This window comes from Streptomyces sp. E2N166 (genome assembly GCF_003671715.1).
GTDB lineage: Bacteria > Actinomycetota > Actinomycetes > Streptomycetales > Streptomycetaceae > Streptomyces > Streptomyces thinghirensis.
Genome location: NZ_RAIF01000018.1, coordinates 448,816 through 462,765, shown reverse-complemented (window position 1 = coordinate 462,765; position 13,950 = coordinate 448,816). Strand labels below are relative to the sequence as shown.

Genomic DNA, 13,950 nt, shown 5'->3' with positions numbered 1-13,950 from the left:
ACGAAGGGCGGGACCTCCCGGAGAGGTCCCGCCCTTCGGCGTCACGGTGCTCAGTGACCGGCGCCGGTGCCGGTCTCCTGCGAGGTGCCGTCCGTCGCCGTACCGGCGCCGGTCCCGCCCTCGGTGCCGTCCCCGGCGTCGGCGGACTCGCCGGTCGAGGGGTCCGTCGTGCCGTCGGCCGGGGCGCCGGAGGTCTGGCCGTCGGACGGCTCGCCCGAGGCGTCCTGCGACGGCTTCGCCGACGAGCCGGGGGCCGCCGGGACGTCGCTCGGGCCCCACTCGGAGAAGTACCTCTCGGCGGGGACGACGAAGGCGCGCAGGCTCACCTCGCCGGTCTTGCTGAAGGTGAAGGTGATCTCCTGCGCGTTGCCGTCCTGGATGGCCTCGCGGCTGCTGGGCAGGACGGCGGAGGCGTTGCCCTCGCCGCCCAGGATCAGGGAACCGCCGGCCGGGACGGTCAGGCCGCCGTTGCCGCCCTTCTCGCCCTCGGCGGGCTTCAGCTCGGCGGACTTGCCGGTGCCGGCCACGGTGATGGACTCGAGCTTCTGGTCGGACCTGCCCTCGTTGAACAGGGTGGCGGAGACCACGGCCGGGCCGGTCGACTCCAGGTCGGGCTGCGTGATGACGATCGCGTTCTGGATCTGGATGTCACCGACGCTCGTCGCAGCGTTGTCCGGCTTGATCTCCAGCGTCTGGGCGTTGTGACCGGCACCGCACGCGGCGAGCGAGGCGATCGAGAACGCGATGGCGGCGGCGGCGAGGGCACCGCGTCGAAGGCTGCTGCTCACGGCGGCGGCAACTCCTTGGACTCGAGCGAGGTGGCGGCAACGGATAAAGCCGCCCTAAGTGTCTGTCAGCGGCTTCAGGCTACCGAGCCGTTCCCGGGCCGCCGCACCCGACCCTCCCCCAAGACGCCCGGCTTCGCCCGGCAGGCGGTAGGACCGGCGCGCGGACGGTGTGCGCGGGCGGTGTGCGCGGCGCGCTCGTTCCGAGACCGGTTCCCGCGTCACTTTGTGGCTCGTACTCGTCCGTCATTCACATAAGAAGCCGGCTGTCATACCGGTCGTGGATCGGCGCACGAATTTTCCGTGGAGGAATGCGCGGACGGCCAGGAAATTGATCACCGGTGGGACGGTCGGGGCACCTCGTGATCAATTCCGGATTCGTCCGGAAGCCCGCACCGGTCACCGAACGGAGTAGCGGAAGTCGCACGCCCGGAACCGGACATTTGGGTATCTTCGGGCAGGCGGGAGGGTCTCCGGGCGTGTGTGACGTGCGCGTTTCGTGCGACCTGAAGAGCTGCTCCGACCTGCGAATACTTTCTTCCGCTCGCCCGCCGCAGCACGTTCCTGTTGCTGTTGTCAAGCCCCGAGATATGCCCTGACCTGCGAAAACGCCATTCAGAAGACGCCGTATCCGTGTTACCCTGGATAGCCACGGAAGGGGTACCTGTCACATGACGTTCAAGGTTGGCGACACCGTGGTCTATCCCCATCACGGGGCCGCGCTGATCGAGGCTATCGAAACTCGCCAGATCAAAGGCGTGGACAAGACCTACTTGGTGCTGAAGGTCGCCCAGGGTGACCTGACGGTACGTGTGCCAGCGGACAATGCGGAGTTCGTCGGCGTGCGTGATGTGGTTGGTCAGGACGGGCTGGACCGGGTCTTCGAGGTGCTGCGCGCGCCGTACGCCGAGGAGCCCACGAACTGGTCGCGTCGTTACAAGGCAAACCTGGAGAAGCTCGCCTCCGGCGACGTCATCAAGGTCGCGGAAGTCGTACGCGATCTGTGGCGTCGTGAGCGCGAGCGCGGACTCTCCGCCGGTGAGAAGCGCATGCTCGCCAAGGCCCGCCAGATCCTGGTGAGCGAGCTGGCACTCGCGGAGAACACCAACGAGGACAAGGCGGAGGCCCTGCTCGACGAGGTGCTCGCCTCCTGAGTCTCTGACCTCAGCCTTTGAGTCGAGGCGCAGGCCGCTGCCCACTCGGTTCAGCGCACTGAAATGCCGCGGTGCCCGATGACATCCTTGCTGTCGCCGGGCGCTGCGGCATGTCCGTACCCGGATCGAGTCCTCGTACGATCACTCCGGGGGACTTCCCCCGGTCTGGCGTGGTGCCGGCGTGCCGGGCCCGGGTCGCCGGCTCGACCAGGGTCACGGAAGGGTCCGGTCAAGGCTTCGCGCCCGGCACGGTGAGGCCATACCCAACTAGGTCGAGCACACAAACCTGACAGGAACCGATGTCTGACGAATCGCGTCCCTCGCCCGCCGAGATGCCCCCCGACACCCGTGCGAGCACCCGAACCGCGGCCGTCATTCCGGCCGCCGGCCGGGGCGTCCGACTGGGTCCGGGCGTTCCGAAAGCCCTCCGTGCGCTGGGCGGCACGCCCATGCTCATCCACGCGGTCCGGGCGATGGCCGCCTCGCGCGGCGTCTCGCTCGTCGTGGTCGTCGCGCCTCCCGACGGAGCCGCCGAGGTCAAGAGCCTGCTCGACGCACACGCGCTGCCGGAGCGGACGGACTTCCTCGTCGTGCCGGGCGGCGAGTCGCGGCAGGAGTCCGTACGGCTCGGCCTGGACGCGCTGCCGGCCACCTACGACACCGTCCTCGTACACGACGCGGCCCGGCCACTGGTGCCGGTCGACACGGTGGACGCGGTGATCGAGGCCGTACGGGACGGCGCGCCCGCCGTGGTGCCCGCGCTGCCGCTCGCCGACACGGTCAAACAGGTCGAGCCCGCCGCCGTGCCGGGTGAGCCGGAACCGGTCGTGGCGACGCCGGAGCGGGCGCGGCTGCGCGCGGTGCAGACGCCGCAGGGGTTCGACCGGGAGACGCTGGTGCGCGCCCACGAGACGGTGACCGACAACGTCACCGACGACGCGAGCATGGTCGAGCAGCTCGGGCTCACGGTGATGGTGGTGCCGGGGCACGAGGAGGCGTTCAAGGTGACGCGACCGCTCGACCTGGTGCTGGCGGAGGCCGTGCTGGCGCGCAGGAGGCTGAACGATGGGTTCTGACAGTCCTGGCATGTCCGGCACGGACGGGCTCCTCGTGCTGCCCCAGGTCGGCATCGGTACGGACATCCACGCCTTCGAGGACGGGCGTGAACTGTGGTGCGCGGGGCTGAAGTGGGAGGGCGAGGGCGCCGGGCTGGCCGGGCACTCCGACGCGGATGTCGTCGCGCACGCGGCGTGCAACGCGCTGTTCTCCGCGGCGGGGGTCGGAGACCTCGGGCAGCACTTCGGTACCGGGCGGCCGGAGTGGTCCGGGGCGTCCGGGGTGACGCTGCTGACGGAGGCGGCGCGGATCGTGCGGTCGGCGGGCTTCCGGATCGGCAACGTCGCGGTGCAGGTGGTCGGTCCGAGGCCGAAGATCGGTAAGCGGCGGGACGAGGCGCAGAAGGTGTTGTCGGAGGCGGTGGGGGCGCCGGTGTCGGTGTCCGGGGCGACGACGGACGGGCTTGGGTTTCCCGGGCGGGGGGAAGGGCTGATGGCGGTGGCTACGGCGTTGGTCGTGCGGGTGGGGTGAGCGGGGTGGGTTTGGGTTGAGCGGGGTGGGGTGTGTCCTGGGCCGGGGTGTGTCGCGCCGGCGTCGGGCGTGCCGTGAGGGCTCCGCCCCGCACCCCGCCAGGGGCTCCGCCCCTGGACCCCGGCCTATGCCCACCCACCACCCGACTCGGTCGGGCAAGAGGCCGGGCTTGCCTCACGGGCTCGGTAGGGCGGGAAGCCGGGCTTGTCTCACCGGCTCGGTCGGGTAAGGCGACGTAACAAGCGGGGCACGTGCGCCCGTGGCACTGTCCGTCGCCTACTACCCTGGAGTCGTGACTATTCGCCTGTACGACACCAGCGCCCGGCAGATCCGTGACTTCGCCCCCCTCACGCCGGGCTGCGTCTCGATCTACCTGTGCGGTGCCACCGTGCAGGCCGCCCCGCACATCGGGCACATCCGGTCGGGGCTGAACTTCGACATCATGCGCCGGTGGTTCGCGTACCGCGGCTACGACGTCACGTTCATCCGCAACGTCACCGACATCGACGACAAGATCATCAAGAAGGCGGCGGACCAGAACCGCCCCTGGTGGTCCATCGGGTACGACAACGAGCGCGCGTTCAACGACGCGTACGACGCCCTCGGCTGCCTGCCGCCCACCTACGAGCCCCGTGCCACCGGCCACATCACCGAGATGGTCGAGATGATGCGCGGCCTCATCGAGCGCGGCCACGCCTACGAGGCGGACGGCAACGTCTACTTCGACGTACGGTCCCTGCCCGGGTACCTGTCGCTGTCCAACCAGGACCTCGACGACCTGCGGCAGCCCGACGAGGGCGCCTCCGGCAAGCGGGACCCGCGGGACTTCGCCATGTGGAAGGCGGCCAAGCCCGGGGAGCCGAGCTGGGAGGCGCCGTGGGGGCGGGGGCGCCCGGGGTGGCACCTGGAGTGCTCCGCCATGGCGCACAAGTACCTGGGTGAGGAGTTCGACGTCCACGGGGGCGGGATCGACCTGATCTTCCCGCACCACGAGAACGAGATCGCCCAGGCCAAGGGGTTCGGCGACGCCTTCGCGCGGTACTGGGTGCACAACGCCTGGGTCACCATGAGCGGCGAGAAGATGTCGAAGTCGCTCGGCAACAGCGTGCTCGTGAGCGAGATGGTGAAGCAGTGGCGCCCGGTCGTGCTCCGGTACTACCTGGGCACGCCGCACTACCGCTCCACCATCGAGTACAGCGAGGAGTCCCTGCGCGAGGCCGAGTCGGCGTACGCGCGCATCGAGGGCTTCGTGCAGCGGGTCACCGAGCTGGCCGGCCAGGCCGTCGAGCCCGCCGCCGAGGTGCCGCTCGCCTTCGCCGAGGCGATGGACGACGACCTGGGCGTGCCGCAGGCGCTGGCCATCGTGCACACCACCGTGCGGCAGGGCAACAGCGCGCTGGCCGACGACGACAAGGACGCCGCGGTCGCCCGCCTCGCCGAGGTCCGTGCGATGCTCGGGGTGCTCGGCCTCGACCCGCTGGCCCCGCACTGGGCCGGGGAGCAGGAGCAGGGCGAGGACCTGCGGCACGTCGTCGACAGCCTCGTACGCCTCGTCCTGGACCAGCGCGAGGCCGCGCGGGCGCGCAAGGACTGGTCCACCGCCGATGCCATCCGCGACCAGCTCGGTCAGTCCGGCCTGGTCATCGAGGACGGCCCGCAGGGGCCCCGCTGGAGCCTCGGCTCCCGCTGACCCCCGCCCGGTTCACCGGAGCCCGGGTCGGTCGGCCGCACGGGTTCCGTAGATCGATTGTGCCGCCCGGCCTCCCGGGCGGCACACTGCATAAGACGCAAGCATCACGCACACTCCCGTAGAGAGCGGAGACAGGTAACTCATGGCCGCGAACAACCGCCGCATGTCCGGCAAGAAGGGCGCGCAGGTCGGCAGCGGCGGCAAGCGACGCCGGGGCCTGGAAGGCAAGGGGCCGACGCCTCCCGCCGAGATGCGCAAGGGGCACGTCAAGCAGCGTGCCGCCAACGCCAAGGCGCGCCGCGCCACGGGACGCGCCCCGCAGCGGCGCGGGGGCGGACGGTCGACTTCCGAGCTGGTCGTCGGCCGCAACCCCGTCTACGAGGCGCTGCGCGACGGTGTGCCCGCCTCGACGCTCTACGTCCAGCAGTTCATCGACAACGACGAGCGGGTGCGCGAGGCGCTCCAGCTCGCGGCCGAGCGCGGCGGCATCAACCTGATGGAGGCGCCGCGCCCCGAGCTGGACCGGATGACCAACGGGCTGAACCACCAGGGGCTCGTGCTCCAGGTGCCGCCGTACGAGTACGCGCACCCGGAGGACCTGGTCGCCGCCGCCCACGACGAGGGCGCGGACCCGCTGATCGTCGCCCTCGACGGCGTGACCGACCCGCGCAACCTCGGGGCCATCGTGCGCTCCGTCTCCGCCTTCGGCGGCCACGGCGTCGTCGTGCCCGAGCGGCGCGCGGCCGGCATGACGGCGGGCGCCTGGAAGACGTCCGCCGGTACGGCCGCCCGTACGCCGGTCGCCCGCGCCACCAACCTCACGCGGGCGCTGGAGTCGTACCAGAAGGCCGGGATCACGGTCGTCGGCCTCGCCGCCGACGGCGAGGCCGAACTCGGCGAGCTGGCGGCCCTCGATGGCCCCGTGGTCATCGTGGTCGGCAGCGAGGGCAAGGGGCTCTCGCGGCTCGTCGGGGAGACGTGCGACTTCCGGGTGCGGATCCCGATGCCCGGTGGCGCCGAGTCCCTGAACGCCGGTGTGGCCGCGGGGATCGTGCTGTACGAGGCGGCGCGTCGGCGGGGCTGACGCGGGCGCGGGGTGCGGTGACCGCCGGTCGGAGGCCGGCGCAGCCGTGCGAAGCCGCGCAGCGTGCGAGTGCGGCAGAGAGAAGGGGCCGCCGGTGTGGCCGCGGGGATCGTGCTGTACGAGGCGGCGCGTCGGCGGAGGTGAGGCCGGAGGGGGAGCGAGTGTTCGACTCGGTCCCCCACAGGGGGTGTTCCGGGCGGTCCGGGCAGGCTTGACGCGGTCCGGACAGTTCGGGGCGGTCAAGGCAGTGTCCTAACGACACATCACTCGGTTAGATGAGTGTGGACACCAGAACACCCCGCACACCCACGGGGGACCGCTCGTCGGGAATCGACGACGCTCCCGCGCTGAGCATGGTGAAGGTGCCGAGCGATCCGGCCCAGGTCATCGTCAATCACGCGAGTTTCCGCGTGCAGTTCGGTGCCTCCGCGCGGCAGACCCAATCCCCGCGGATCGCGCGGCACTTGAGCGCCACCCAGGACACCGCCCGCATGCCCGTCGCAGGTGCCGCGGGCCCCGCCGCCCCGGCCGTCGCCCGCCGCCGCGCGCTCGTGTGGAGCGGGCGGTCCGACCCGGACGACACCGGCGCACACCGGTTGCTCCAGGCGGTGCGGGCCGGAGCCGGTCACCACGCCGAGGACCCGGCCGACGCCGGAGCCACGCAGGTCATCCCCCGCGTCGGCATCGACGGGGGCGGCCCGGGCTACGACGGTTATGACGGCTACGACGACGGGCCCGCCACCCAGACCCTCGAGACCCCGCTCGTCGGCGCCCAGCGCGGCCCCGTCCCCGACGGCACCCGGCTGCTGCCCGCCATGCGCACCGTCGGCAGCGCCTACGACGAACCCGCCTACACCGGCGAGGACTTCGACTCCGCCGCCGGTCCCGACGGCTACGACGAGGGCGGCACGCAGCCGGCCGGGCCGCGCACCAGGCGCCACGCCGACGACCCGGCGCGGCACGCCTACTTCCCCGGCCGCCGCATGAACCTCGGCGTCGTGCTGCTGCCGCTGCGCGTCTTCCTCGGCTTCATCTCCATCTACGCCGGCATGGGCAAGCTCTGCGACCCCGTCTACTTCGACGGCGGCGAGCGCGGCTCCATGGTCAAGTGGCTCAACACGCTGCACCCGTGGGACGTCGCCGAGCCGCTGCGTCAGTTCGCCCTCGCCCACCCCGTCGGCTCCGGGCTCGTGATCGCCTTCCTCCAGGTGATCGTCGGTGTGCTGACCGTCCTGGGCTGCTGGCAGCGCGTCGGCGCCGTCATCGGCGCGGGCCTGTCCGCGGCGCTGCTCGTCACCGTCAGCTGGAAGAGCGTCCCCGTCTACGACGCGCCCGACATCATCTACCTCGCCGCCTGGTCCCCGCTGATCATCGCGGGCGCCCCCGTCTACTCCGTGGACGGCCGGCTCGCCGGCAGTGCCTGGCGCCGGCTCGGCCCTCGCGCCGACATCTGGGACCTGCGCCGCTACGTCCTGCGCCGCGGTGCCCTCGTCACCTTCCTCGTCGCCGGCGTCACCCTCCTCGTCGGCTCGCTGCTCGGCGGCGCGGTCCGGGACGCCGACCGCGTGGTCGTCCCCGGCCCCGGCGAGGCCCCGCGCAACGAACTGCCGGGCACCCCGGTCCCGCAGGAGCCCGGCACCCGGAAGCCGAAGACGTCTCCGGAGGCCTCCGCCTCACCCACCCAGGGCGCCACCAGCGGCGCGGCCACCCCCTCCGAGGACGCCGCGACCACCCCGGGAGCGACCCGCGACAGCGGCACCGCCACCGGCGGCACGCCCAGCCAGACCCAGGGCACCACGGGCCAGGCCCCGCCGCGGCAGTCCTCACCGGCCGGCCAGGCGCCGAGCAGCACGGCGGGACCCACCTCCGGCGGCGCCGCGACCGGCGGCGGCAGCGGCACGACCGGCGGCACCGGAAGCGGCGACGGCGGCGGCTCCTCCTCCACCGGAGAGCCGGGCAGCCGCCTCGTGGGCGGTCTCCTGGGCTAGCCGGCCCACAGGGCTCACACGGCCCTCGGTACGCCGAAGGGGCCCCGCACATCGACTGTGCGGGGCCCCTTCGGCGTACCGGCGTACCGGGGCGTTCAGCGGCCGCGCAGGGCCGCCAGCTCCCGTGCCGCCTCCGTCAGGTCCTTGGCGGTGTCGATCGCGCGCCAGTAGGAGCCCTGCGGGATCGGGAAGCCGGCCAGCCGGCGCTCACGGGCCAGTCTCGGGAACGTCGTCCGTTCGTGGTCGCCGCGCTCCGGCAACATCGCGGCGAAGCCGGACGAGAAGACGTAGACACCGGCGTTGATCTCGAAGGTCGACGGCGGTGCCTCGATGAAGTCGGTGATGTGACCGAAGCCGTCCGTCTGCACGGCGCCCCACGGCAGTCGCGGGCGGGCCAGGGCGAGGGTCGCGACGGCGTCCCGCTCGGCGTGGAAGTCGGCCATGTCGCGCAGCGAGAAACGGGTCCAGATGTCACCGTTGGTGGCGTACCAGGGCCGGTCCGGGTGGGGCAGGTGCGCGGCGGCGTACTTGAGGCCGCCGCCGCGGCCCAGCGGCTCCGTCTCGACGACGGTGGCGACGGAGAGCGGCAGGTCGGCACTCTCCAGCCACTTCTGCAGCACCTCGGCCAGATGACCGCAGGAGACCACCACGTCGGTGACGCCCTCCTCGGCGAGCCAGGCGAGCTGATGGCCGATGATCGGAGTCCCGGTGCCCGGGATCTCGACCATCGGCTTGGGCCGGTCGTCGGTGTAGGGACGCAGCCGGGAACCCTGTCCGCCGGCCAGGACGACGGCTTGAACGGGGCGGCGGGACGCGGCGCTCGGATCGGTCATGCCCGAACTGTACGCGGCGGCCCACCGGTCCCCGAAAGGGTGCTCAGCCGGCCGCGGCCAGCACGCCCGAGGCGAAGGCGGTGTCGCAGACGGGGCGCGCGTACGACTGGGCGCGGGTCGGGCCGTACACCTTGACCGCGGCGCGGCCGAGGGCGCGGGCGATGGACGCGCAGTGGCCGGCCAGCGACGGGCGCTCGTTCACGGCCTGCTGGAGGTGGGTGAGGGCGACGCCCGGATCCTCCTCCTGCAGCTCGGTCAGGAGCCGGTCGCGCAGCACCTCGTGCGGCGCGCGGGCGGCGGCCTTGGAGGAGGCCTTGGAGGACGATGCCTCCGACGCGGCGAGCACCGAGTCGGCCGGATCGCCCGACCAGTTGACCCGGGTGACGGCGAGGGTCCCGGAGAGCACCAGGACGACGGGCAGGACGAAGGCGAGAGAGCGGCCGATCCGGCGGGCGGGGCCCCGGCCGCGTCGCGTCTGTCGGGTGGTGGAGTGCTTCACGGAGTGCTTCACGCGAGTGAGGGTAGCGCCCGGTAATGATTTGGCGACATTTAGTCACCCGGATGGGGGATGAAGAGAGGGCGGGAAATGGGTAGAGCGTTGACGTCTACTGCCCGAAACGTCCGTTGTGCCGGGGTATTTGTCGACAACGCGAAGAGCCCCGCAGCAGGCCGCGGGGCTCTTTGCGTCAACGCGGGTGAATTCACCCGGTCGCGTGGTTTCTCGGTGTGTGGTTTCCCGGCGCCCGGTCTCCCGGGGTGCGGGTCCTCAGTCGGTGAGGCGCTCGCCCGTGGAGGACGAGAAGACGTGGGCCTCGCCCGGGCGCGGCACGACGTGCACGGTCGCGCCCTTCTCCGGCACCGCGCGGCTGCTGACGCGGACCACGAGGTCCTTGCTCTCGCCGCCGACCTCGACCGTGCCGTAGATGTAGCCGTCGGCGCCGGTCTCCTCCACGACGTTCACGGAGACCGCCATGCCCGCCGGGGCGTCCTCGGCGTCCTTCGACAGGGCCTTGGAGACGCCGCCGTTCAGCTCCACCACGTCGAAGTGCTCCGGGCGGACGCCGACGGTGACCGTGCGGTCGCCCCTGTCGGAGGCGGCCGCCAGGGCCTCGCGGCTGATCGGCACCACGCTGTTGCCGAACTTCACGCCGCCGTCGGTGATCGGGACCTCGACCAGGTTCATGGCCGGGGAGCCGATGAAGCCGGCGACGAAGAGGTTGGCGGGCTTGTCGTACATGTTGCGCGGGCTGTCGACCTGCTGGAGCAGACCGTCCTTGAGGACCGCCACGCGGTCGCCCATCGTCATGGCCTCGACCTGGTCGTGGGTGACGTAGACGGTGGTGATGCCCAGGCGGCGCTGGAGCGAGGCGATCTGCGTACGGGTGGAGACACGCAGCTTGGCGTCCAGGTTGGACAGCGGCTCGTCCATGAGGAACACCTGCGGCTCACGCACGATCGCGCGGCCCATCGCCACACGCTGGCGCTGACCGCCGGAGAGCGCCTTCGGCTTGCGGTCCAGGTACTCGGTGAGGTCGAGGATCTTCGCGGCCTCCTCGACCTTCTGCCGGATCTCCGCCTTGTTGACGCCGGCGATCTTGAGCGCGAAGCCCATGTTGTCGGCGACCGTCATGTGCGGGTACAGCGCGTAGTTCTGGAACACCATGGCGATGTCCCGGTCCTTCGGCGGCAGGTGCGTGACGTCGCGGTCGCCGATGCGGATGGCGCCGCCGTTCACGTCCTCGAGCCCCGCGAGCATGCGGAGCGAGGTGGACTTGCCACAGCCGGAGGGGCCGACCAGGACGAGGAACTCGCCGTCCTCGATGTCGATGTCGAGACCGTCGACGGCGGGCTTCGTGGAACCCGGGTAAATGCGGGTCGCCTTGTCGAACGTAACAGTGGCCATGGTGATGGGCCCCCTTCTACCGGCAGGAACGTGCCGGACGATCCGTTGTAGGAAGGTGGTGTGGTGTAGTCCACACGGGTGGACTGGCACAGGACGGTACCTGGCGTTCACCTGGTCTGTCAGTACCTGTGGACCTGTGAACTTCGCCGAAATTTTCGAACCCCATCGTTCACCGGCTCTGTGTACAGTGGAGCAGCCTCCGCGCGCGCCGCCGCGCGGTGCCTCCTTAGCTCAGCTGGTCAGAGCGCCGCTCTTGTAAAGCGAAGGTCGTCGGTTCGAATCCGACAGGGGGCTCGGGAGCGAGACGAAGCCCTGCCGTCCACCGGACGGCAGGGCTTCACGCTGTCGCGCGGGTGCTACTTGCCTTCCGGCAGCGGCTCCGGCTCGCACACCGCGCCGCTCCTCGGGAGCCTGCCGTCGAGCAGGTACGCGTGGACGGCGTCGCGCACGCAGGGATTCCCGCTGTCGAAGGCGCCGTGGCCCTCACCGTCGTAGGTCAGCTCGACGCCCACGCCCTTGCCGAGCCGCTCGGCCATGCGGGCGGCGCCCGCGTAGGGGGTGGCGGGGTCGCCGGTGTTGCCGACCAGGAGGATCGGGGGCGCGCCCGGTGCGCTCACCTCGGGGTGCTCGGCCTCTCCCGGCACCGGCCAGCCGGCGCAGGAGAGCGTGCTCCACGCCAGGCCCGGGCCGAACAGGGGCGACGCCTCGACGAACTCGGACAGCCGGGCCCGCACGTCCGCCGGGGTGTAGCGGTCGCTGGAGTCGTCGCAGGTGATGGCCCTGAAGGCGTCGTTCTCGTTGCCTTCGTCGGTTTCGTCCTCGGCGCTGTCGTCGTCGGTGCCGCCGCCGGAGCCGTGCTGTCCGAGGGCCTCCGCCAGGTCCAGCAGGACATCGCCGTCGCCCCTGGTCACCGCCTCCAGGCCGACCAGGAGCGCCGGCCAGAGGGTCTGGCTGTAGAGCGAGCCGACGACGGCCTCGACGAGTTCGTCGCCGTCCAGTTCGCTTCCGTCCGTGGTGGGCAGCGGAGCCTCGTCAAGGCCCGCCTCCAGTTCCACGGCGGCCGCCACGATCGCCTCGGTGTCCTCGCCGAGGGTGCAGCGCTGCTCGACGCACCAGTCGGCGAAGTGCTCGAAGGCGAGCTGGAACCCCCCGGCCTGTCCGAGGGCCTCCTCCATCATGTCGTGGGTGGGGTCGACGACGCCGTCCAGGACGGCACGGCCGACGTTCTCGGGGAACAGGTGGGCGTACACGCCGCCGAGTTGGGTGCCGTACGAGATCCCGAAGTAGTGGAGCTTCTCGTCGCCGAGGAGGTGCCGCATCAGGTCCATGTCCCGGGCGGCCTCGGTGGTGCCGACGTACGGGAGGACGTCGCCGGAGTTCTTCTCGCACGCCGCGGCCGTCAGCCGGTTCAGCTCGACCAGCGCGTCGGTCTCGTCGCCGCCGTCGTCGGGGGTCTCGTCGACCTCGTCCTCGGCCTCTTCGGCGGCGTCGGGGGCCAGGCAGCGCACGCCCCGGCTGTTGCCGACGCCGCGCGGGTCGAAGCTCACCAGGTCGTACCGGGAGCGGAGCTTCTCGTAGTCGGGGGCGAGACCGGGCAGGGTGGTGACTCCGGAGCCGCCGGGGCCGCCGAAGTTGAAGAGCAGCGAGCCGATCCGGTCGTCGGTTCCGCCGCCGGCGCGGGCCCGGATCAGTTCCACGCCGATCGACTCCCCGGACGGGTTCTTCCAGTCCAGTGGCGCCCGCATGGTGGTGCACTGCCACCGGGTTCCGTCGGGGAGGGGCGCGGGGGCCTCGCCGCCGCCCTGGATGGGAGCGGGCGCGGGGCAGTCCTTCCAGTTCAGGGTCTGCTTCCGGAAGCGGTTCTCGTCCTGTGCGCCGGTCGCCGTGCCGCCGCCGTCACCGGCCCGGCCGCCGTCCTGCGCCTTCGGCGCGCAGGCGGTCAGGGAGCAGGAGAGCAGGGTGGCGGTGGACAGCAGGACAGCGGTGGATATCGCTCGTGCTGAGGGCATGGCCCAAGACTCCGGCGGGCCGTCCGGGGGCGCGCGGCGTGGCGTCCATTCGGTGGAAACGGCCCCCGCCGGTGCCGGGCGGAGGCCGTTTCCCATGTGCTCCGGGGCGCGGGTCAGGTGCGGTTGGCGCTCGACGGGCCGAAGAACTCGATCTCCGCGATGGCCACCTGCTTGTCCGCGGAGGCCGCGTGGGCCGACTCGATGGTGAAGCGGACCTTGGTGACCTCGCCGACGCGGAAGGGGCGTCGCTGGCCGCCGGCGCCCTGGTCCAGAGTCAGGTCGCGGGTCGTGGTCCGGCCGTCCTTCGCCGTGATCGTCGCCTTCACCCGGTGCGGGAGCGCCGACTTGCTGAGCTGGTCGGGCTTGGTGGAGGTGCCCGGGGTGATGATCAGGTCCAGCAGACGGGTCGGCTCGGTGAAACTGACCTCGATCCACTCGCCCTGGCCGGACTGCGAGATGCCCGGGCCCCACCAGGTGTTGCTGAGCTTGTCGATGAGGAACTCCGGCTTGTGACCGGTGAAGGAGCGCGAGGCCGTGATCCGGTCCGGAGAGACCGGGGCGCGCTTGGCGAAGTGGTCCCGGGTGGCCTGGACACCGTCGGGGATGTAGACGAAGCCGAGGACCACCAGGGTGATGACGACCAGGACGGTGATCCAGGTGCCGATGCGGTCGAAGACGCGGCGGAGGCGGGGGCGGTCACCGGCCCAGGGGGTCTCGCTGCGCCGGCCGCCGAAGAGGCGGCGCCACCAGGGGGCGGGCGCGGTGGTGTCCTCGCCGGTGCGGTCCAGGGGCATCGCACAGCGCGCGCAGTAGTGGCGGTCGGGGCGGTTGGGGGTGGAACACCACGGGCACGGCGGGCCGTTGGCGACGTCCGGCTGGTGGGCGGGGGCGCGGACCTGCGGCCGGTCCGCGTCGGG

The 13,950-nt window shown here is 71.9% G+C and carries 11 protein-coding genes, 1 tRNA gene and 1 pseudogene; 7 read left to right on the top strand and 6 right to left on the bottom strand.

All coding sequences use genetic code 11. The features are described from left to right. Positions 1 to 50 precede the first annotated feature (50 nt). Entirely contained in the window at positions 51 to 788 is a 738-nt protein-coding gene (locus EBH09_RS16400) for a copper chaperone PCu(A)C (protein ID WP_121747725.1), read from the bottom strand. A gap of 668 nt (positions 789 to 1,456) precedes the next feature. Between EBH09_RS16400 and EBH09_RS16390 the strand changes: the two genes are divergently transcribed. The 6 genes from EBH09_RS16390 (at position 1,457) to EBH09_RS16360 (ending at position 8,288) form a co-directional block, all read left to right on the top strand. After that, the gene (locus EBH09_RS16390; protein WP_003953493.1) at positions 1,457 to 1,939 is read left to right on the top strand and encodes a CarD family transcriptional regulator; all 483 of its coding nucleotides are present in this window, start codon (positions 1,457 to 1,459) and stop codon (positions 1,937 to 1,939) included. A gap of 299 nt (positions 1,940 to 2,238) precedes the next feature. Beyond that, positions 2,239 to 3,015: a 2-C-methyl-D-erythritol 4-phosphate cytidylyltransferase gene (ispD, locus tag EBH09_RS16380; RefSeq protein ID WP_121747724.1), complete on the top strand. Its 777-nt coding sequence runs from the start codon at positions 2,239 to 2,241 to the stop codon at positions 3,013 to 3,015. A 10-nt stretch (positions 3,016 to 3,025) separates the two neighbouring features. Next, positions 3,026 to 3,526, top strand: coding sequence for a 2-C-methyl-D-erythritol 2,4-cyclodiphosphate synthase (ispF, locus tag EBH09_RS16375; RefSeq protein WP_238697334.1), 501 nt, complete (start codon positions 3,026 to 3,028; stop codon positions 3,524 to 3,526). Positions 3,527 to 3,818: 292 nt separating this feature from the next. Continuing rightward, positions 3,819 to 5,216, top strand: coding sequence for a cysteine--tRNA ligase (gene cysS / locus EBH09_RS16370; RefSeq protein WP_121747722.1), 1,398 nt, complete (start codon positions 3,819 to 3,821; stop codon positions 5,214 to 5,216). Positions 5,217 to 5,358: 142 nt separating this feature from the next. Further along, a complete protein-coding gene (rlmB, locus tag EBH09_RS16365) occupies positions 5,359 to 6,300 on the top strand; it encodes a 23S rRNA (guanosine(2251)-2'-O)-methyltransferase RlmB (protein ID WP_121747721.1) in 942 nt (313 codons plus the stop codon). Positions 6,301 to 6,575: 275 nt separating this feature from the next. Beyond that, the gene (locus tag EBH09_RS16360) at positions 6,576 to 8,288 is read left to right on the top strand and encodes a DoxX family protein (protein ID WP_193776343.1); all 1,713 of its coding nucleotides are present in this window, start codon (positions 6,576 to 6,578) and stop codon (positions 8,286 to 8,288) included. Positions 8,289 to 8,383: 95 nt separating this feature from the next. Here EBH09_RS16360 and EBH09_RS16355 read toward each other — a convergent pair whose 3' ends face one another. The 3 genes from EBH09_RS16355 to msiK form a co-directional block, all read right to left on the bottom strand. Then, complete coding sequence (locus EBH09_RS16355; protein ID WP_121747720.1) at positions 8,384 to 9,121, bottom strand: nucleotidyltransferase family protein; 738 nt, start codon at positions 9,119 to 9,121, stop codon at positions 8,384 to 8,386. 43 nt (positions 9,122 to 9,164) lie between these two features. Beyond that, positions 9,165 to 9,620, bottom strand: coding sequence for a hypothetical protein (locus tag EBH09_RS16350; protein ID WP_121747834.1), 456 nt, complete (start codon positions 9,618 to 9,620; stop codon positions 9,165 to 9,167). Between the two features lie 267 nt (positions 9,621 to 9,887). Next, positions 9,888 to 11,024, bottom strand: coding sequence for a diacetylchitobiose ABC transporter ATP-binding protein MsiK (gene msiK, locus EBH09_RS16345; protein WP_121747719.1), 1,137 nt, complete (start codon positions 11,022 to 11,024; stop codon positions 9,888 to 9,890). Positions 11,025 to 11,244: 220 nt separating this feature from the next. Here msiK and EBH09_RS16340 point away from each other — a divergent pair. Then, positions 11,245 to 11,318: transfer RNA gene (locus EBH09_RS16340), tRNA-Thr, on the top strand. A gap of 62 nt (positions 11,319 to 11,380) precedes the next feature. Here the strand turns inward: EBH09_RS16340 and EBH09_RS16335 are convergent. Beyond that, positions 11,381 to 13,033, bottom strand: coding sequence for an alpha/beta hydrolase (locus tag EBH09_RS16335; RefSeq protein WP_121747718.1), 1,653 nt, complete (start codon positions 13,031 to 13,033; stop codon positions 11,381 to 11,383). 113 nt (positions 13,034 to 13,146) lie between these two features. Next, positions 13,147 to 13,950 (bottom strand): annotated as a pseudogene (locus EBH09_RS16330) (discoidin domain-containing protein); the annotation flags it as partial.

Excerpts from the sequence above, each read along its gene's own strand:
- EBH09_RS16390 (WP_003953493.1), top strand. The coding sequence starts at position 1,457 with ATGACGTTCAAGGTTGGCGACACCGTGGTCTATCCCCATCACGGGGCC.
- ispD (WP_121747724.1), top strand. The coding sequence starts at position 2,239 with ATGTCTGACGAATCGCGTCCCTCGCCCGCCGAGATGCCCCCCGACACC.
- ispF (WP_238697334.1), top strand. The coding sequence starts at position 3,026 with ATGTCCGGCACGGACGGGCTCCTCGTGCTGCCCCAGGTCGGCATCGGT.
- rlmB (WP_121747721.1), top strand. The coding sequence starts at position 5,359 with ATGGCCGCGAACAACCGCCGCATGTCCGGCAAGAAGGGCGCGCAGGTC.
- EBH09_RS16360 (WP_193776343.1), top strand. The coding sequence starts at position 6,576 with ATGAGTGTGGACACCAGAACACCCCGCACACCCACGGGGGACCGCTCG.
- EBH09_RS16355 (WP_121747720.1), bottom strand. The coding sequence starts at position 9,121 with ATGACCGATCCGAGCGCCGCGTCCCGCCGCCCCGTTCAAGCCGTCGTC.
- msiK (WP_121747719.1), bottom strand. The coding sequence starts at position 11,024 with ATGGCCACTGTTACGTTCGACAAGGCGACCCGCATTTACCCGGGTTCC.
- EBH09_RS16335 (WP_121747718.1), bottom strand. The coding sequence starts at position 13,033 with ATGCCCTCAGCACGAGCGATATCCACCGCTGTCCTGCTGTCCACCGCC.